The following is a 19084-nucleotide window of genomic DNA, read 5'->3' as shown; positions in this document are numbered from 1 at the left end:
GGGACTATAAGCAGCTGTTTGTTTACAGAACAGTACTTATAGTCCTTTGTTAACTATAAGCGTTTTAATTAATAATAAATCTGCTAATACTTATTGGTATTTAGTTAACAATTAAGTAATTATGTTAACTAGACTTAAAGTAAACTAATATCATAAAATTTACTATTTCTTAAATTGCCTAAATACTTTTTAAAAAGAGAAAATTAAAATGATTAATGTATATAATGAATTAAAAATAATCATAGAAGACACTTTAAAATCTATATATTTATTGTATAATAATGGTAAGATAACTTTAAAAGATTATGATGAACTGACAGCTGCAATAGAGAATATAAATTATTACTTTCTAAGTTTGTACGGAAAATATACAGATTTTCATGAGGAGCTTTATCTTGTCAATTATGAAAATCTAAGAATAAGGGAGGAGATTAAATGTTTAAAATCAAAAAGTACAATAATATTCTACAAGAAAAACTTAATGCAATGCCAAAGGATTTATACGAAATAGGGGAAAATCTAGATAATCCAGATGGAATACTTCTTAGAAGTTTTAATTTACTTGACGTTGAGCTTCCTGAAAAGCTTAAGGCAATTGCAAGAGCTGGAGCTGGAGTTAATAATATACCAATAGAAAAATGTTCTGAAAAGGGAATTGTTGTTTTTAATACTCCAGGAGCTAATGCAAATGCTGTTAAAGAACTTGTTTTAGCATCTCTTTTTCTTTCTTCAAGAAAGATATATAAGGGGATAAGCTGGGCTAAATCACTTAGAGGAAAGGGTGAGGAGGTTCCGAAATTAGTAGAAAAAGGTAAATCTAATTTTGAAGGAGCAGAGATTAAGGGAAAAAAACTTGGAATTATAGGTCTTGGACATATAGGTGTATTAGTTGCAAATGATGCTGCAGCACTTGGTATGGAGGTAATAGGATATGACCCTTATATATCTGTAGATGCGGCTTGGAAACTTTCACAAAATGTGAAAAAAGAGACAAATCTTGATCACCTACTTGCAACAGCAGATTATATTACCGTTCATATTCCACTAACTAGTAATACAAAAGGCATGCTTAACAAAGAAAAGTTTGCTATTATGAAAAAAGGTATAAAAATAATAAATATGGCAAGAGGTGGACTGGTTGTAAATAGTGATTTACTTGAAGCTATAGAAGATGGTATTGTAAGCTGTTATGTTACAGATTTCCCAGAGGATGAATTATTAAATAATGATAATATCCTTACAATTCCTCACTTAGGAGCTTCAACACCTGAATCAGAAGAAAACTGTGCAGCAATGGCAATAGATGAACTTAAAAATTTTCTTGAAAAAGGTACAATAAAAAATTCAGTAAATTTTCCAGATTGTGAGCTTAGCTACTCAGGCACTCCAAGACTTCTAGTTGCTAATATTAATGTTCCTAATATGGTTGGACAGATAACAACAGTATTAGCTGAAAATAATATTAATATTGCTAGTATGTTAAATACACATAAGGATAAAATTGGATACAATATAATAGATATTGAAGAAGAAGTAACGGAAAAAGTATTAGAAAAGATTAAGAAAATTAATGGAGTAAAAATGGTAAGACTTATTAAGTTATGCTGTTAATAGCAAGTTTTTCAAGAGGTTCGTATATGCTGAAAATTTTACGTTTTAAAAGCTATAAGGTATTTAATGCCTTATAGCTTTCCATATCAATTCACACCATTTAATACCATCTACTTTTCAGTACATGACACGCTTGCTGGTATTACACCATATTATTTATCCTACAGATTTCCTCACTACTCTATAATAGAGAGCCTATACTAGCATGGTCTTGTTCCATAAATTAACATCTACTTTACCCCTGGTTACACTTAACTATACTAGGAAAAGAGATAGAACTAATAGTACACTATGAAGCTTCTACTCTTATTTTTTATACTTTGTTTAACAAAAAACTATATGTATAAAAAATTGTAATTATAGGGGTACCTCCAACATTTCCGACAAAACCCACGTTAAGAGCTAAACTAAATAAATTATACTTGGTCATGAAGGGGCAACCGTGACACCAAGTGCAAAGTAGAATTAAAAATCTAGTAAAACAGCCATTTTTAAAGGTCGCATTTTAAATTCTACTTTGCATTTCAGTGTCATGTACTGAAAAGTAAGTGTTAAAGGGGTATGGCAACGATTCGTGTAAATAACAGCCATAAGACATTACAAACCATTATCTGCTATACCATTCGATATAGGTTTATACCCTATCCTTGGAGTATGGATGATATCTCTTAAGCCCCTAATTAACTTGGACAATTACCTATACATTTATTATAATGTAGAAAGTGATTGGAGGTAAGCCATGAGAGGAAAAACTTATACGAAAGAATCAAAAGAGGAAATATTGAGAGAAGTAAAAGAGGTAGGAAATGTTGGCGATACCCCTATGAGAAATAATAAATAAAGAAATAAAGGATAAATAACAGCTAAAAACACTTAGAGAAATCTAGGTGCTTATTTGTTTACAAAGAATCAAGAAAGTAATAATAAGTTAACAGTAATGACATATATTGTTAATAAATACCATGTAAAATAATAAGTGTCCTAAGTAATAAAACTTAGAGGAAAAATAAACTACATAATCTCCCTTATATGCACTGGTGTAAAAGCTAGTGCTTATTCTCGTTGGGAAATAGTTATTAATAATATGTTGAGCGAGAAAGTGAGAACATGCTAAGTATCTATACAAGTTATAAATGTAGAACATGTAAATTAGAATTTGTATTACTATCAGAAGATGTAGACAAAATGGCAAAAGAAAGGTAGATAAAACCCCTGTTAACAGTGATGCGCAGGGTTTTATTAATCAATACTTTAAGGATACTGAAGCTAAAAAAGCAGATTATGTAGGTAAGTATGTGTTGTGGCAAGGTACAGTTAACGAAGTTTCCCCTTATGTAGCAACTGAAAAGAAAGATAAGAAAGAGAATAGTGACGTTAACTGTATTACTTTTACTATAGGATATTTAAGATGAAGAAAAATCAAAGCCTGTCAAAGTTCAAGCATATGGTAAATTTGATAAGTCTATAGTAGATTTAAAAAAAGATGTAAATAAATCAGTTTACAGTACAAACATATATAAATGGCGTTTAAGTTAATATAGCTTGAGCGCTATTTTATTTTAATAAATATTCGACTTTTAGCAAGAAACCTCCTTTTAACATAGAAGTTATTATGTGGGAGGTGATTAGATGTTTAAAGATAAAATAGGTGAAATAATACAACTTTCTTCTGGTAGTAATAAATTATCACAAGCACTACCAATAGGAGGAACAAAGAATAGAATTGAGTTAGTGATAAAAGATTCAAATGACAATCTGATAAAATCATTTGAATTCACAGGTGATGATATGATTGAAGCACAAAAATTTTATGAAGCTTACTTATTAAGTAAACATTAAAGAGCCTAACTTAGGCTCTTTTTTCATATACAAAATAAACAAAAGCAACTAGCAATGAGGTGGTGATATGGAAGACTAAAAAATCAGAGCAGGTATAAAACTATTCCGACTTTTCAGTTTTGCCACTTCTAATGAGATGTAAATGTTGAAAGTATTCAGTAATAGTTAATAAGGCAGATGTAAGTAAAGCACCAATAAAAGTTATTCTAGCTCCAGTAAGGAAAAACTGACCTACATATACTATAACTGCAGCTGCAATAAAGTCCAGTACATTATTTATCCAAAATGTACCTTTTTTTAAAAATAATAATTCCATTACATGAGCAGCAACTGCAAGAATAAGACCTAATACAATTGCTTGATATGCATACGGAAAATATACATCAGTGAACAGGTAATCAGAACTTAATACTGCAAGAGGGCAAATAATAATTTTCATTATTAAACCAGTCATAGAAATATGCCTCCTTTCATATAAAATTAGGATTACCAAGCAGTAGTAAATTATTCATATCCAAAACAAACAAATATACCGACTAGGGCAGGTGAGGTGATTTACCAAGAGAAAGAAGTCCAAATAGAGATAAGGCATTTGAAATATATAAAGAACATAATGGTAATATAGATTTAATAGAGATTGCAAAAACTCTAGGAGTATCTGATGGTACAGTTAGAGGATGGAAGAACAAAGATAAATGGATAGATAAATTAAACGGAACGTTCCAAAAAGAAGATAAAAAGAATACTGACCTGGTCAAGTGTCGGGTGAAGTATCGGAATCTAACTAAAGCTGGGTTCCTCAGGATTCCGTCACTTTTAAAATGGTATTAAAATTTAAAGAATTTAAAGAGTGAAATTGGAATGGTTTCATCCTTTTTGATGTTTTGTAATTAATTTTTTAAAAACTAATGATCAAAGCCTAGAAGTAGAAAAAGACGTTTCTGAAACAGATAAATATGGCAGATTACTAAGATACATATGGCTTGATATACCTAAAGAAATAACTGATGCAGAAATACGAGCAAAGATGTATAATGCAAATTTATTACTTAACGGTTATGCTGAACAGTCTACATATGCTCCAGATGTAAAATATGCTGAGTATTTTAAAAATTATGCAGCTGAAGCTAGAAATTCAAGTAAAGGATTATGGGCTATAGACCCTAATGGAACAACAAAGGGAGATACTGATAAGGTTAATACCTCATCAAATAATACTTCTCAAAGTAGTTCTGTATCAAATAGTTCCAATACTAGTTCAAGTAGTAGCTCTGGCAATTCATCTTCAAGTAGCAATGCTTCGTCTGCATCATCAAGCAGTTCTTCAGTCCATGGTCAGATAAAAGGAAACATTAATTCTAAGGGAGAAAAAATCTATCATGTACCTGGTGGAGCTTACTATGATAGAACCAATGCAGAAGAGTGGTTTAACACAGAAGCTGAAGCTCAAGCAGCAGGATATAGAAGATCTAAAAGATAATTTATAGAAATCTCTAATATTAAACTGACATAAAAAATAAGCTGGCAATATAATGCCAGCTTTTGTTATAAGTATAGGAGAAATAACAAAAATTAATGATTGAAGATTATAATATATGTAATTAAGATTATAACCACTACTGAGTAAATTAAACGTGAAGTTGATTATTTTTATAAATTAATACTAATTATTCTATAATTACATATACTATAAAAGAGCAAACCCTCTACTCTACATTGGAATTTTATTATAACTAAAGCCTGTATCTAAATCGATGCAGGCTTTAGTTATGTTACATTATAAGAATATACTACATCTAAAATATTTTAATGAAAGTCTAATCTTTATTTAATCTTAACTTAAAATTCATATAATAACATAAGAATTGAAATAAATTTAATAACTTCAATGTACCTTATAATTCAAAAAGGCTGGTAGATATAATACCAGCCCAAATTATATTAGATTAAGATCTTAACACTGTTAGAGCATCTGCTACTTTTCTAGCAAAAGCTAAAGGTTTGTCTATTGATTCAAAGTGAATATACATAAGTCTTGGTTCCTCAAATAACCAGTGATTGTGAAAAGCTGTAACAATAATATCATGGCTTCTAAGCGCATCAATAAATTCATTTAATTCGCTTTGCAAAATAACTGTCTCACCTAAATTAAGTGTTCTACCCTTTATATCCATAGATTCGAAAGAGAATAATGCACCTAAAGTAAGGCTAGAGCGACTTCTTCTTCCAAGAATGGTTACATTTAGATTTCTGTTAAAACCAACTACACAAACTCCATTCTGGTTACTGATTATTTCTGCTCCTAGTATATCGGCAAATTCTTGACAAAGGTTGTGTGACATATAAATTACCCCCTTAAAGTTTTAGAAACTTTTATCCCATATATAGCCAAGAATATCTTTGCTTTATCTTGTAGTATAGATTTAAATTTTAGGTCATTTCTATATTAGTAGTATATAATATTCAGCCTGTACTATAGCGTGATAACTTTTATATAGAAACATTTAACCACTGAATTGCACGGATAAAAATAATAGACACTAAAATTGATTAACACCTATTAGAATATAGCTCTTAACATAACCCCAACTTAAAAATAAAAGCTACTTTAAAACATACACCTATTTTTATATAACTTTTCAAAAACGTCACCTCAGTATAAGTTTGGACAATAAAAAGAAACTATAGACTATTAATAGGCTTATAGATAGTGGATATATAGAAAGGCAAAAGGATTGTCCAAGAACTTTAACTGTAATTAAGCAAGTTTCTTAAATAATAATAAAAAGCTCTGGAGAATAAACCAGAGCTTTTTATATACACTAAAATATATTAGTTTTGCCGTCAAAAATTCGTCAAAAAAACTTTATATATCTAAACATATTTTAAATAATATAAATTGATTAAATGTTTTAAAGATGGCTTAAATATTGAATTTTAAGCAATTATTATACAAGTTCTTCATCATATGAATATTTGATGAAGAAAATTATCAATTATATTCGAAGTTAATTTAAAATGTAAGCATAGCAAAAAGTGAAGAGCTGTTGCTCTTATTTTCTTAGGTTATAGAGTTGCATTAAATGAAAAACTTGAAGAAAAGGGCAAAGTAAAACTAGATAATATAAAGAAATAAGTAAATAGTTATTATCTAAAACCGTGTATAATTTCATTCTATTTGAAGATTATACACGGTGTTTTATATTTTACACTTAATCATTATCTTCTGCTAATGTGGGGTATTCTTCATTTAATATCAAATATGTGTTAAAATATACACAAATAACCGTGAGAGGAATGATTATATGAAGAACTTAACCATTTATTACAAAGGTGGTAAATTTAAAAGACTTTGTATTCAAAGTCTATTGTCAATCAGTATTCTCATAATATCCTTACTAATAACTTCTACTACTCTTGTACAAGCATCTGATGACATTGGAGTATCCAATATAACTGTTAAGAGACTTTTTGGTAACGACAGGTATTCCACATCCATTGCTATTTCAAAAGAAGGATGGACCCATTGTGATTATGCTATTTTAACTAGCGGTGAAAATTATCCAGATGCATTATCCGCTGCACCCTTAGCAAAAAAATATAACTGTCCTATTATTCTTACCTCTAAGTATTCTATAAGTGATGATATAATATCTGAACTTAAGAGACTGAGTGTTAAAGAAGTATTTGTATTAGGGGGATTAGGTGTACTATCTAATAATATAGATAGTCAATTATATTCTATTAATATTAAGGTTAATAGAATAGCTGGAATAGATAGATATGAAACGTCCTCTAAAATTGCTGAAAATCTAGGTACAAATGATGAAATTTTTATTGCCAGCGGTGAAGATTTTGCAGATGCTCTATCAGCAGCACCTATAGCTTCTATTAAAAATGTACCCGTATTATTAAGTCCTAGGGATAACTTAAATAAAAATATTGCTGATTTTATTAATGGTAAAAGCATATATAAATCCTATGTTATTGGGGGTACAAGTTCTCTATCAGAAAATATTTTTAATTCAGTAGCTAATTTTAATGCAGAAAGAATAGATGACACTGACAAATATGATAGAAATATTAATGTAATCAACAAATTTAAAGATCAAATAAATTTTAATACTATTTTTATAGCATCCGGCAATGACTTCCCAGATAGTTTAAGCGGTTGTGCTTTAGCTTCAAAAACTAATTCCCCTGTAATTTTAGTTAACAACTATAATATTGATAAAGTAAAAAATCTTATTAAAGATAAGGATATTAAAAATATTGTAATATTAGGTGGAGAAGGTGCAGTTCTTAATAGTGTAAAAGAAGACCTAGTTAATGCTGTAAATCATGCAGATACTGTCACTTCAAAAGTAGTTACTGTAAGTAATTCAAAAGAACTGATACAAAATATAGCTCCAAATACCAAAATTATATTAAAATCTGGTGATTATAATTTATTAGAACCAAAAGTATTAGATAACAAATATATTCAATATAATCAGGTTTTTGACGGATATGAGATAGTAATAAAGGATGTAAATAATTTTACTATAGAAGCTGAACAAGGGGCAAAAGTAAATCTACTAATCGACCCAAGATATGCCTATGTTATGCACTTTATAAATTCTAAGAACATAAATATCTCCGGTATAGTTGCTGGTCATTATCCTGATAAAGGTCATTGTACAGGTGGAGTTTTCAAATTTGATAATTGCAAAGATGTTCAAATAAACAATTCTGACTTATTTGGTTGCGGAACTGAGGGGTTAACTCTAGATACTGTTGACAAGCTTCAGTTTACAAATTCAACCATCAGGGATTGTTCTTATGGAATTATGACTATAAATAATTCAACAAACATTAATTTTGATAACTCAACCTTTAAGGATAACAAGGAATATTATTTAATTAATGTTCTGCACAGTGATGCAAATTTTGAAAAATGTGCTATAATTAATAACAAAATACTCTCAGATTATTCTGAGAACTTATTTAACCTTGATATTTACTCAAAGGTATCCGTTAGTAATTCAACTATTGAGAACAATCTATCAAAAACTTTAACAAATGAAAAGGATAATATCACTATTAAAAATGTAATTTTTAAAGGAAATGACTTTGATAATAACTAATCATAAAAATATATAAAGTTTTTAAACCCTTCCTATGGATTTAATAGAACAAAATACTTTAGTTTTATTAAATCCATAGGAAGGATATTTTTATCCCAATTTCTAAAATTTAGTGGAAATCATTTGCATTTTTAATCTTTGGAAATTTTTCCTGAACACACGAAATAAGCAAGTTCAGTCGTCCTGCTCCTTGGCAAAGGTACCTGGTTGCACTCGTATTTCTCTTTCATTGTAATCTAATTTATGTAGTATTTTATCTTTCAAATGCTATTTTTATAGTTTTTTAATCCAGCAAGTTCAGCAGACTTTACAGCAGCTTGATATTCTTCTCTAGTAATTCTTCTACTTAATTCTTTAATGTCATAGGCTTTGTATTGAGGAAAATACTGTGCCATTATGTTTACATATGTGTTTATAGATATCTCATCTGCAATAAAGTGCATTATTTCTTCTGTGCCACTAAGGTTTTCAGGCATAACTAGATGTCTTATAAGAAGTCCTCTATATGCAATATTATTGTGGTCAATTTTGAAATCTCCAACTTGATTATGCATTTCCTTAATAGCCGCAGTTGCAATTTTATAATAGTTTTTAACTCCTAGATATTTATAAGCAATATCATCATTAGAAAATTTCAAATCAGGCATATAAATATCTATAATTCCATTTAGTAATTTTAGAGTATCTGTTAAGTCATATCCATTGGTGTTATATATAATTGGTATGTTTAGTCCCTTTTTAGCAGCAATAAATATACCTTCAACTATCTGAGGTATAATATGGCCAGGAGAAACAAGATTTATATTATGACATTTTTTACTTTGTAAATATAGCATTAGTTTTGCTAATCCTTCTGCACTGACTTCATTTCCTTCACCACAATGGCTAATATCATAGTTTTGACAAAAGACACATTTTAAATTGCAATGAGAAAAAAATATTGTACCTGAACCGAATTTTCCAACCAATTCTTCTTCCTCTCCAAAGTGTGGCTGAGCTCCAGAAACAATGGCATTATCTAAAGTTCTGCAGTATCCTTTTTCACCCTTTAGTCTATTTACTTTACATTGATGAGGACATAAAACACAATTTTTTAGCATTTCTTTTAAATTCGATACTCTAGTTTGTAAATGTCCATTTTCTAGTAGATTTAAATATGAAGGTTTATGCATAGAAATCACCATTTTCTATATCACCCGGGTCATTGTAGTTTGTATCTTGAGGGGTATCTATGTATTCAGTACCCTCGGGAAGACCTACTACATAGTGAAAAGTAGTTTCGCCTGGATAAGCATGATGGTCATAATTATTGGTATATGTACCCATAAGTACCCAGCCTTGTTCTAACCGTTTATTTGTATCACTCATAATGGTTAAATCTTCAACTTTTTTAATGTTTCTTAACTCCATGATAGTCACCTCTAACTAATCTAATTTTTATAAGCGTGTACCGAACCCTTCTATGAATAATTTATAATCTCACTAATTATTGTTAGCATAATCAGACATTTTATTTAATAAATATTTTTTATAAGTACTTGTATTATAAGTTAATTTTAGAGAGGGTAAATGGAGAGATTATTAGTATAGATAATTTAGATGAGATTATCGACAATATGTGTATATAATAAATATATGAGAAGTTTTATTACTTTTTGAAATTAAATAGTATAGGAGAAACGACATGGAAAGAGAATTACAAATAGGAGAATACTATAGACATTTTAAAAATCATTGGTACAAAATTATAGACATAGCTGAACATACTGAAACAGGTGAAAAGCTTGTAATATATACACCTTTATATGGAAACAAAGGAACCTTTGCTAGGCCATTAAATATGTTTTTAGAAAAAGTGCCAGAGAAAAAAGAAAATCCCACAGGTCAAAAATATAGATTTATGAGTTTACAGGAACTAGATTTAACACATGAAGATATTCATTATAACTAAAATGGATAATAAATCATTAGATGTCAGATACATATTTATAGCATAATAAGAGGTTGAAAGGTAAAACTAACGAGGAAACAGGTGATTTGGCTGCTGACATATTATCTAATATTGCTGCAGAGCAAAGAGCAAAGGTTGTATATCAGTATCTACATAGACAAATTAATGATAAAAAAGTTAAAGAGACTATTGATTTTCTTCTTAATAGAGAAGAAGCACATAATACTCTCTTTAGAGAAGCCTTTAATAAATTACAAGATACTGGTTCCTTAAAGGATTGGGGAATTACCAAAGACTCTAAGCTGTATTTTGATTTAGATCAGCCTCAAGCGCCATCATTTAACAATCCTGATTCTAAGGAATTAGTGCATCATTAGAGATAGTAAGCTCAAGGTAAACCTATCGCTATGTGGTCTGATCCCATAGCAGGAACGTCCATTTCTTGCTTGCTATTAGTCCAGGAAATTGTATATTTGAGAGTTATAAGTTAGGTGATTTAACAGAATATAAGAAAGCAGCCTTAAAACTTAAGAACAAATTTAGACTGTACAATTTAGTGTACAGTCTTTTTGACGTTGTAGAATCAAATTTAAATACGTAATAAACTTAATTGTAAATAAAGCTAAATATGTTAAAATATAAATACATATGATTTTTTATACTTTTGATAAATCTAATAAGCCATTACCTTCCGAACGCTTAGAATTTCCAAGAGCATCCGTTCTTTTAATTAACTGAGCATAAATTTCATCTTCCGATAATGTTCTTTCGAATTCTTTCTCACATTGCTTAATAATTAATGCAGATCCTCCTGAAATGTGTGGAGTAGCCATAGAAGTACCTCTCAATGTTGCATATCCTCCACCTATATAAGTTGACAAAATTCCATCTCCTGGTGCGACCAAATCTACATTCTTATTTGAATTACTGAAACAAGTTATTTTTTTATTTAAATCAACTGCACCAACTTCTACAACTTCTTGATATCCTCCTGGATATTCTAGCTCATCTGTTTGATGGCTACAATCTCCACCATTCCCAGCTGCGCAAACAACTAATATATCGTTATTCACTGCATTTTTCACGGCCTGGTGTAGTTCTGGGATATCGTGAGGTCCTCCTAAAGACATTGAGATTACTCGTGCTTTTTCTCCATTAGGACCTCGCCAGTTTACCGCATAATTAATCCCATTTATAATCCACTCATAAGCCCCTGATCCATTTCCAGCAAGAACTTTTACAATAAGTAGTTTGGCTAATGGTGCTACTCCTATAACACCTTTATTGTTTTCTGTTGCCGCAATTGTACCAGCTACATGAGTACCATGCCCCACATTATCAGAAAAATTATTTGGATCGCTATTATAATCTGTAGTAAAATTTCGTCCGCCAATAATACGATCTTTTAAATCTACATGATCAGTTTGGCATCCTGTATCTAATACAGCAACTACAATGTCCTTACCCTTTTCACTTTTATCCCATGCTGTTGGAGCGTTAACAAGTTTCACACCAGAAGGTATTTCAGTAATCTCGGCAGTAACCTTTAACACTTCATAAGGAATTAATTTTACTTCATTAGTTTTTGCTTCATTTGAATTGTTATTACTCATCTGGTTCACCTCAAAAATATATTTGACTTTCAGCCCTTCGATACTTATTTTATACACATAAAAATTTAATATACAATTTTATTTTTCACCTATTTCCAATCCGTTTGGCTTGTTCTTTTCTTTTTGTATTTAAGTTTCTCTGAGTTGTACAATTTACTTTGATATAAAAATCTAGTAATACTTGTTCTTTGCCTTTTATATTCAATATCCAGAAGAAAGATATAGACTTCAGCCTTTTTAGCACAATATTGTGATGGTAAAAGAATAAAATGCACTGGACAAGGCAGAATGGAACAATTTTAGAGGGAATAAAAAAAATTAATTAAATTGGGATGGAAGAAATAAAAATACCCTTAGAATTCTATGAGAAGTTTGAGCTTTCTGTTGAAGAAGCAGAGAAATTGCAGGAATTAAGTGAAGAAATGGAGAATACAAAAGAAGTTGATAAAAAGACAAGGTATATTCCATCATTTACAGGTTCATGTTCAGATGGATGTAGTGGTATTGAATTAGTTAAGCGTTCAAGAATTTATGGCTTTTTAGATGATACATTATGTGAATTCTTAACATTTATAGTTAGGATAAGAAATAGGTATACCCATGATTATTATAAAAGGGATAGGGTAGAAGAGGATATAATTAAATGTTGCTTTTCTGAAATGATATATTTAGAAATAAATTTAAAGGCAAAAGAAGACACTTGGCATAAGTAGAGTGTTAAATAATTTAATTGGTAGAATTAAAATAAAATCACTAAGGGAGTAATGGAAATTTTATATGAAGATACTAAGAAAACGTTAAAATGGGCAATGATAGGAACGGAAGAGAAAGAAAAGAACTGGTGAGGAAGTAGTTAACTGCTTTAGGAGGAAATATGAATAAGATGTTCGAACATAAATTTATACAAAGATATGAAATACATAAAAGTCTAGTTGAAAGTTCTCATAGGCGATCAGAGCAATACGGTATAAAGAGAAATATAAAGAAATTTCCAGATGGATTAAGTGGAATAGAGTTAAAGGAATTACTTGATAAAAATGAGGATTTGCTTCAAGTATCACAACCTTTTATTGAAAATTTATATAATTATGTTAAAGATACAGGTTTTTTTATAGAAGTATTCGACGAGAATGGAATTATATTAAGTATTATTGGCGATGAAGATATAATAAAAAGCTCTATAGCCATGAATAGGCGTATAGGTACAGATCTGAGTGAGAAAAATGCCGGGACAAGTGCTATTTCCCTGGCACTTCAAGAAAACTGTCCAATTCAATTGGTTGGTGAAGAACATTATATTGAACCTCTGCAGCAGTTTACCTGCTCTTGTGCTTTGATTCATAATGAAGAAGGAAAGATAGTTGGATGTGTAAATCTGACAGGATGGGTGGAGAGAGTTCATAAACATACCCTTGCTTTAGTGGTAGCAGCTGTAAGATCTATAGAAAATCAGGTAATGGTAAACAGGCAGCAGAGTGAGCTTTTTGAGGCTTATAATTATACAAATACAATAATGAATTCTATTGATATTGGAATCTTAGCAGTTGACTTTAATGGGGAAATTAAACTCATTAATTATGAAGCCTGCAAGATGATAAATCTCCATAGGGAAGAAGCAATTGGAAAAAATATATTTAATATAATTGAAAAAGGCTTTGAATTAAGAAAAATTCTAATTGAAGGCAAAAAAATTGAGAATAAGGAAATTAACATTATTACAGAAAATGTAGAAAGAAAGTTTATTCTAAATGTACATCAAATATTTGATAAAAAGCAAAATATATCAGGTAACATCGTTATTTTAAAGGACATAAAAGAAGTAGTCAAGCTTGTAAATCAATATGTGGGAATGACTGCTAAGTACGATTTTGATATGATAATTGGCAATAGCCGAAAGATGATACAGGTAAAAGAGTACGCAAAAAAAGTATCAGATAGTCCTTCCACCATACTGATTCAAGGTGAAAGCGGCACAGGAAAAGAATTACTTGCTCAAGCAATTCATAACAACAGTAAAAGGAGAAAAAATGGTTTTGTGGCCATAAATTGTGGAGCCATACCAAGTAGTCTTATAGAAAGTGAGCTCTTTGGATACGTTGAGGGGGCTTTTACTGGAGCAAAAAAAGGAGGATATACAGGGAAAATTGCTTTAGCTGATAAGGGAACGTTATTTTTAGATGAAATTGGAGAAATGCCTTTGCATATGCAGATTCATCTATTAAGAGTACTTCAAGAAGGTAAAATTACAAGGCTTGGAGATAACAAGTCTGTAGATTTGGATGTTAGGATTATTGCAGCAACTAACAAGGATTTAAAAGAAGAAATAAGAAAAGGTAGATTTAGAGAAGATTTATATTACAGGTTAAGCGTAATACCAATATATCTTCCCCCTTTAAGAGAAAGATATGGTGATATTGAGTTATTAATAAACTATTTTTTAACAAGTAAGGCAATTTCTTTGAGAAAAGAAATTCCTAAAATAAACAATAATTTATACAGTAAGCTATTATCATATCATTGGACAGGAAATATTAGAGAACTAGAAAACTGTATTGAAAATATAGTTAACTTTGATGGAGATATATCCTTTGATATTAATTATGAAACCGTAGACAAGCAATTGCATAAAGAGATTAAATCAAAAGATGAGATAAAACTTCAATCTTTGATAGATTGGGAAAAAGAAATAATAGAACAAAGTTTAAGGAAATGTAATAATAATCTTACCACCGCTGCAAAAATTCTTGGAATATCAAGAACAACTTTATATTCAAAGATAAAGAAATACAAAATACAATACGTTTAAAAACTGAACAACGTTCAATAATTGAACAATTATAATAGGTGAAATTGTTCAATTATTGAACGTTTTTGTTTTGCACAAAAATAAAATCATTAATAAGCTGGAGAATTACTAGTTTAAAAACATTGGCATAGTTATTGCTAGTTAGATAATTAACAAACAATAAACTAAATATAAGAATTTTAAAATTAATCATTATAATGAGAAGGAGATTATTTATTATGAGCGTTTATTATGTTCCACCAATTAACCTTATTGGCAGAGGATGTCTTGCAGAAGCGAAAGAATCTATCAAATCACTGGGAGCAAAAAAAGCATTTGTTGTTAGTGATAAGTTTCTTACTTCTAACGGAACCGTTAAAAAGGTAACCGACATGTTAGATGAGATCGGCCTTGCATACGTTCTTTATAACGATGTAAAGCCTAATCCAACTGTAAATAATGTAAATAAAGGTTTAGAGATTCTTAAAGAAGAAAGCTGCGATTTCGTTATTACTATTGGCGGTGGCTCTCCTCAAGACTGTGGTAAGGCTATTTCTATCCTTGCTACAAACGGCGGTGTTACGAAGGATTATGAAGGCGTAAACAAGACAACTAAAAAATGTCTTCCTATTGTTGCTATCACTACTACAGCTGGTACTTCTGCAGAAGTTACCATTAACTATGTTATTACCGATGAAGAGCGTCATGTAAAGATGATTATGGTTGATACCAATTCTCTTGCTACCATCACTGTAAATGACCCTGAGCTAATGCTTGGCAAGCCAGCTGGGTTAACAGCTGCTACAGGTATGGACGCTTTGACACATGCTATTGAGGCAGTGGTTGCAAAGGGTGCTTATGATGTTACCGACTCCACCGCTCTATATGCAATTAAGCAGATTTTTAACTTCCTGCCAAGAGCTGTTAAGGACGGCTGTGACATTGAGGCCAGAGAACAGATGTGTTATGCCTGCTTCCTAAATGGTATTGCTTTCAGCAATGCTGGTTTAGGTAATGTTCATGCTATGGCTCATCAGCTAGGAGGTCTATACGACTTGCCACATGGCGTATGTAATGCTATGCTTCTTCCTTATGTTGAAGAGGAAAACGCTAAGGGTGCTCCTGCTAAATTCCGTCCAATTGCAGAGGTTATCGGCATGGATACAGCAGGCAAATCCGATGAAGAATGCGTAGATTTTGTAATCAGCAAGATTAAGGCTCTTTCTGAAGAGGTCGGTATTCCTAAATCTCTAAAAGAAGTTGGTGTAGATAACCCTGACTTTAACAAGCTTGCTGAGTTTGCTATGATGGATGCCTGTGCAGGTGCTAATCCTGTATTCTTCGACAAAGAAAAACTAATTGAACTATTTAAGAAGATTGCTTAATCATAAATTATTACTTAAAATAACATATCTATCTATGTTCACAGAATGTTATTTAGACCACTGCTTTCTTCATAGCCCTACGGGCGTAGAAACCGTGCTAATCTCTCACAAAGACTATAGTAACTTTACAAAAATATATTTTAAGAGTATACTCTAATATATAATTTAATAAATTATTAAAATTTACTTTTGTGGGGGAACCATTTGGTTGAGAAGGTTAAAACCTGACCCTTTGAACCTGATGTAGTTAACACTACTGTAGGGAAGCAATTAAATTTATATCTGTATTTGATAACATATGCTTACCTTATAGGTGAGCATTTTTCTTTTCTAATGAGGGGGGATTTTTTTGAAAACAAAAAAGATTACATATGCAGCTATGCTGGTTGCAATTGGAGCAGTAGGTGGAAACCTAATATATTTTCCTATAGGTGCATCTAAATGTACACCAGTTCAACATATAATCAATGTTATAGCAGCAGTTACACTTGGCCCAGCATATGCTGTATTAACTGCATTCTGCATATCACTTATAAGAAATATTACTGGTACTGGAACACTATTAGCTTTTCCGGGTAGTATGATTGGTGCTTTCTTAGCTGCATTGCTTTACATGAAGACAAAACAAAAGCTTTTGGCAGTTATAGGAGAAATTATTGGTACAGGTATTATAGGTTCTATTCTGGCATTCCCTATAGCAAAATTTATATTAGGTAAAAACGTAGCTGCATTCTTCTTTGTAGTGCCATTTTTAATTAATACAGTTTGCGGTAGCATAATTGCCTATTTAATTTTAAAAGGCATTGAACTTGCAAAGTCAAAAAGCTAAAATATTATGAAAAAGAAGGAATATATATGCAACAAAATATCTATAGTACTATACAATATCTACTAAGTATAATTAAGGAAAAAAAGCCTTTAATACATCATATCACAAATTATGTAACAGTAAATGATTGTGCAAACATAGTACTGGCAATAGGAGCCTCTCCAATAATGGCGGATACTATAGAAGAAGTAGAGGATATTGTTTCTTTAGCCTCAGCACTGGTACTTAATATGGGAACTTTGAGTAAAGAGCACGTAGAAGCTATGCTAGTTGCTGGAAAAAAAGCAAATGAGCTTGGTATTCCAGTAATATTAGACCCAGTAGGGGTAGGTGCAGCTGCTTTTAGAAATAAAAGTGCTGAGAAGATTATAAATGAAGTAAGGTTAGCAGTTATTCGTGGCAATATGTCAGAAATAAAATCTATAAGTGGCCTCAGCTCAAAGACTAAAGGAGTAGATGCTTCTGAGCAAGATATTATTCAATCTGAGGATTTAGAATATGGGAAAAATATAGCAGAACAACTAGCTTCAAAATTAAATTGTGTTATTGCTATAACCGGTGCCACCGATACTATTTCTAAAGAAGGAAAGACAATTTTTATAAATAAAGGACATAAAATGCTTTCTACAGTAACTGGTACTGGTTGTATGTGTACATCGCTTATAGGTACATATTGTGCAGTTACCAAGGATTATTTTAGTGCAACAGTAGCAGGAATTTTAACTATGGGGCTAGCAGGAGAAAAAGCTTATGAAAAACTTACATCGGGGAATAATGGTAGTGCTAGCTTTAAAGTGAAGCTTATAGATTCTATATTTAATTTTAAGTATATAATTGAGGAAGCTCAATAACATATGATTTTTTTTCACATATTAACAAGAACCTTTATTAGAACGGGTAGTCATCGGATAAAATAAGATAGTCTTGTAGATAAACAATATGAGAGTGAATATACTATAAACATATAGTATATTCACTCTCTTAATTTTTATGACTTTTTTAAATTTAGGTCTTGATGATGAAGATCTGCTGCTTTATTTATATTAGTTATGTAACTTATTAAATTAACTATTTATTAAATAATTATTTCTAAAATTAAGTTATTCTAGAAAAACAGATAATTAAATAATTAAAATATAATATACCGGATTATTTTATACATGTACACTATAAGCCTATTATGCTAAAATAAAGTGAAACTTGAATCAGATAGGATTTGTCTCACCACTCCAGTGTAGTCATCGGATAAAAATAATTTAAATAGTGAACTCATGAGTTTTAAGAAAATATATTTTTAAATAGATTAGCATATGACGATTTATACTGAAAAATAACTTATTGAATAATATATAAAAAAAGGAGCACTGTCATGAAAAAAATAATTATTATATTTACTGGTGGAACCATATCTATGAAAACTGATGAAAAAAACAATGCAGCTATTCCAGCTATGAGTGGAGAGGATATACTAAGACTAACGCCGGGTATTAATCATATTGCAGATATTCACTTCTTAAATTTTGGTATGATGCCAGGTCCGCATATGACTCCAGAGAAGATGCTGGAGTTATCGAGAATCATAAGTAACAAAGTTGAAATGGAAGGTTATGATGGAGTTGTTGTTACTCATGGTACAGATTCACTTGAGGAGACGGCATACCTTGTAGATCTAACTTATAATGGGACAAGGCCTGTAATTTTTGTAGGTTCAATGAAAAATAGCTCTGAACTAGGATGGGATGGACCTGCAAATCTAATAGATGCTGTACACACTGCAGTATCTGATGAAGCGAAAAATAGAGGTGTTATGGTAGTAATGAATGGGGAAGTTCACTCTGCTTCTCAAGTAACTAAGACAAATACCCATACATTGGATACCTTTAAAAGTATGGATTTTGGTCCTATTGGTTTTGTAGATAGCAACAAAGTACACTTCTACTATAGT

At 30.7% G+C, this 19084-nt stretch carries 17 protein-coding genes, 2 pseudogenes and 1 riboswitch; of the genes and pseudogenes, 14 read left to right on the top strand and 5 right to left on the bottom strand.

Annotation, left to right across the window (positions count from 1 at the left end):
- The first annotated feature begins 208 nt into the window (after positions 1-208).
- The 3 genes from HGI79_RS16815 to HGI79_RS16800 all read left to right on the top strand — a co-directional run bounded on the left by HGI79_RS16815 (position 209) and on the right by HGI79_RS16800 (position 3450).
- Complete coding sequence (locus HGI79_RS16815) at positions 209-511, top strand: hypothetical protein (protein WP_185651839.1); 303 nt, start codon at positions 209-211, stop codon at positions 509-511.
- Entirely contained in the window at positions 436-1611 is a 1176-nt protein-coding gene (locus tag HGI79_RS16810) for a phosphoglycerate dehydrogenase (RefSeq protein ID WP_185651838.1), read from the top strand. Before HGI79_RS16815 ends, HGI79_RS16810 begins: the two co-directional genes overlap by 76 nt.
- Positions 1612-3240: 1629 nt before the next feature.
- On the top strand, positions 3241-3450 hold the full coding sequence (locus HGI79_RS16800) for a hypothetical protein (protein WP_185651837.1): 210 nt from the start codon (positions 3241-3243) through the stop codon (positions 3448-3450).
- A gap of 100 nt (positions 3451-3550) precedes the next feature.
- On the opposite strand, the gene HGI79_RS16795 is transcribed toward HGI79_RS16800, so the two are convergent.
- Positions 3551-3904 (bottom strand): DUF2512 family protein, encoded by a 354-nt coding sequence (locus HGI79_RS16795; RefSeq protein ID WP_185651836.1) that lies wholly within the window; start codon positions 3902-3904, stop codon positions 3551-3553.
- Between the two features lie 113 nt (positions 3905-4017).
- Here HGI79_RS16795 and HGI79_RS16790 point away from each other — a divergent pair.
- Positions 4018-4281: pseudogene (locus tag HGI79_RS16790) on the top strand (phage terminase small subunit-related protein); the annotation flags it as partial.
- Positions 4282-4339: 58 nt separating this feature from the next.
- Positions 4340-4930 (top strand): thermonuclease family protein, encoded by a 591-nt coding sequence (locus HGI79_RS22925; RefSeq protein WP_185651853.1) that lies wholly within the window; start codon positions 4340-4342, stop codon positions 4928-4930.
- A 466-nt stretch (positions 4931-5396) separates the two neighbouring features.
- On the opposite strand, the gene HGI79_RS16780 is transcribed toward HGI79_RS22925, so the two are convergent.
- On the bottom strand, positions 5397-5792 hold the full coding sequence (locus tag HGI79_RS16780; protein WP_185651835.1) for a DUF1259 domain-containing protein: 396 nt from the start codon (positions 5790-5792) through the stop codon (positions 5397-5399).
- 963 nt (positions 5793-6755) lie between these two features.
- Between HGI79_RS16780 and HGI79_RS16775 the strand changes: the two genes are divergently transcribed.
- The gene (locus tag HGI79_RS16775) at positions 6756-8576 is read left to right on the top strand and encodes a cell wall-binding repeat-containing protein (RefSeq protein ID WP_185651834.1); all 1821 of its coding nucleotides are present in this window, start codon (positions 6756-6758) and stop codon (positions 8574-8576) included.
- A gap of 260 nt (positions 8577-8836) precedes the next feature.
- Here the strand turns inward: HGI79_RS16775 and HGI79_RS16770 are convergent, their stop codons facing one another.
- Together HGI79_RS16770 and HGI79_RS16765 are read right to left on the bottom strand one after the other, a co-directional pair.
- Positions 8837-9760 carry a radical SAM protein gene (locus tag HGI79_RS16770; RefSeq protein ID WP_241428246.1) on the bottom strand — a complete coding sequence of 308 codons (924 nt, stop codon included), beginning with the start codon at positions 9758-9760 and terminating at the stop codon, positions 8837-8839.
- Positions 9741-9986 carry a hypothetical protein gene (locus HGI79_RS16765; protein ID WP_185651833.1) on the bottom strand — a complete coding sequence of 82 codons (246 nt, stop codon included), beginning with the start codon at positions 9984-9986 and terminating at the stop codon, positions 9741-9743. The genes HGI79_RS16770 and HGI79_RS16765 overlap by 20 nt, the downstream gene beginning before the upstream one ends.
- 274 nt (positions 9987-10260) lie before the next feature.
- On the opposite strand from HGI79_RS16765, the gene HGI79_RS16760 reads away from it, so the two are divergent.
- Together HGI79_RS16760 and HGI79_RS16755 are read left to right on the top strand one after the other, a co-directional pair.
- Positions 10261-10527: a DUF1653 domain-containing protein gene (locus HGI79_RS16760; protein ID WP_185651832.1), complete on the top strand. Its 267-nt coding sequence runs from the start codon at positions 10261-10263 to the stop codon at positions 10525-10527.
- Positions 10528-10601: 74 nt separating this feature from the next.
- A pseudogene (locus tag HGI79_RS16755) lies at positions 10602-10904 on the top strand (manganese catalase family protein); the annotation flags it as partial.
- 279 nt (positions 10905-11183) lie between these two features.
- Here HGI79_RS16755 and HGI79_RS16750 read toward each other — a convergent pair.
- Positions 11184-12140: a S8 family peptidase gene (locus HGI79_RS16750; RefSeq protein WP_185651831.1), complete on the bottom strand. Its 957-nt coding sequence runs from the start codon at positions 12138-12140 to the stop codon at positions 11184-11186.
- 332 nt (positions 12141-12472) lie between these two features.
- On the opposite strand from HGI79_RS16750, the gene HGI79_RS16745 reads away from it, so the two are divergent.
- From HGI79_RS16745 to HGI79_RS16720, 6 genes are all read left to right on the top strand, one after another.
- Positions 12473-12853, top strand: coding sequence for a hypothetical protein (locus HGI79_RS16745; protein WP_185651830.1), 381 nt, complete (start codon positions 12473-12475; stop codon positions 12851-12853).
- Between the two features lie 161 nt (positions 12854-13014).
- Positions 13015-14946: a sigma-54-dependent Fis family transcriptional regulator gene (locus HGI79_RS16740; protein ID WP_241428245.1), complete on the top strand. Its 1932-nt coding sequence runs from the start codon at positions 13015-13017 to the stop codon at positions 14944-14946.
- Positions 14947-15164: 218 nt separating this feature from the next.
- Complete coding sequence (locus HGI79_RS16735; RefSeq protein ID WP_185651829.1) at positions 15165-16310, top strand: iron-containing alcohol dehydrogenase; 1146 nt, start codon at positions 15165-15167, stop codon at positions 16308-16310.
- A gap of 183 nt (positions 16311-16493) precedes the next feature.
- Positions 16494-16592: riboswitch (TPP riboswitch) on the top strand.
- Between the two features lie 67 nt (positions 16593-16659).
- Complete coding sequence (thiW, locus tag HGI79_RS16730; protein WP_185651828.1) at positions 16660-17139, top strand: energy coupling factor transporter S component ThiW; 480 nt, start codon at positions 16660-16662, stop codon at positions 17137-17139.
- A 26-nt stretch (positions 17140-17165) separates the two neighbouring features.
- Positions 17166-17990 (top strand): hydroxyethylthiazole kinase, encoded by an 825-nt coding sequence (thiM, locus tag HGI79_RS16725; RefSeq protein WP_185651827.1) that lies wholly within the window; start codon positions 17166-17168, stop codon positions 17988-17990.
- Positions 17991-18508: 518 nt separating this feature from the next.
- On the top strand, positions 18509-19084 hold a 576-nt coding region (locus HGI79_RS16720), incomplete at its 3' end, for an asparaginase (protein WP_185651826.1).

It is taken from the genome of Clostridium sp. DJ247, assembly GCF_014231265.1.
The sequence above is the reverse complement of the archived record's forward strand: the minus strand, read 5'-3'. Positions and strand labels throughout refer to the sequence as shown.

Bases quoted from the DNA above. Each gene is read 5' to 3' on its own strand.
- HGI79_RS16750 (WP_185651831.1), bottom strand. From the start codon at position 12,140: ATGAGTAATAACAATTCAAATGAAGCAAAAACTAATGAAGTAAAATTA.
- HGI79_RS16800 (WP_185651837.1), top strand. From the start codon at position 3,241: ATGTTTAAAGATAAAATAGGTGAAATAATACAACTTTCTTCTGGTAGT.
- HGI79_RS16760 (WP_185651832.1), top strand. From the start codon at position 10,261: ATGGAAAGAGAATTACAAATAGGAGAATACTATAGACATTTTAAAAAT.
- thiM (WP_185651827.1), top strand. From the start codon at position 17,166: ATGCAACAAAATATCTATAGTACTATACAATATCTACTAAGTATAATT.
- HGI79_RS16795 (WP_185651836.1), bottom strand. From the start codon at position 3,904: ATGACTGGTTTAATAATGAAAATTATTATTTGCCCTCTTGCAGTATTA.
- HGI79_RS16780 (WP_185651835.1), bottom strand. From the start codon at position 5,792: ATGTCACACAACCTTTGTCAAGAATTTGCCGATATACTAGGAGCAGAA.
- HGI79_RS16745 (WP_185651830.1), top strand. From the start codon at position 12,473: ATGGAAGAAATAAAAATACCCTTAGAATTCTATGAGAAGTTTGAGCTT.
- HGI79_RS16770 (WP_241428246.1), bottom strand. From the start codon at position 9,760: ATGGTGATTTCTATGCATAAACCTTCATATTTAAATCTACTAGAAAAT.
- HGI79_RS16815 (WP_185651839.1), top strand. From the start codon at position 209: ATGATTAATGTATATAATGAATTAAAAATAATCATAGAAGACACTTTA.
- HGI79_RS16810 (WP_185651838.1), top strand. From the start codon at position 436: ATGTTTAAAATCAAAAAGTACAATAATATTCTACAAGAAAAACTTAAT.
- HGI79_RS16740 (WP_241428245.1), top strand. From the start codon at position 13,015: ATGAATAAGATGTTCGAACATAAATTTATACAAAGATATGAAATACAT.
- HGI79_RS16775 (WP_185651834.1), top strand. From the start codon at position 6,756: ATGAAGAACTTAACCATTTATTACAAAGGTGGTAAATTTAAAAGACTT.
- HGI79_RS16735 (WP_185651829.1), top strand. From the start codon at position 15,165: ATGAGCGTTTATTATGTTCCACCAATTAACCTTATTGGCAGAGGATGT.
- HGI79_RS16765 (WP_185651833.1), bottom strand. From the start codon at position 9,986: ATGGAGTTAAGAAACATTAAAAAAGTTGAAGATTTAACCATTATGAGT.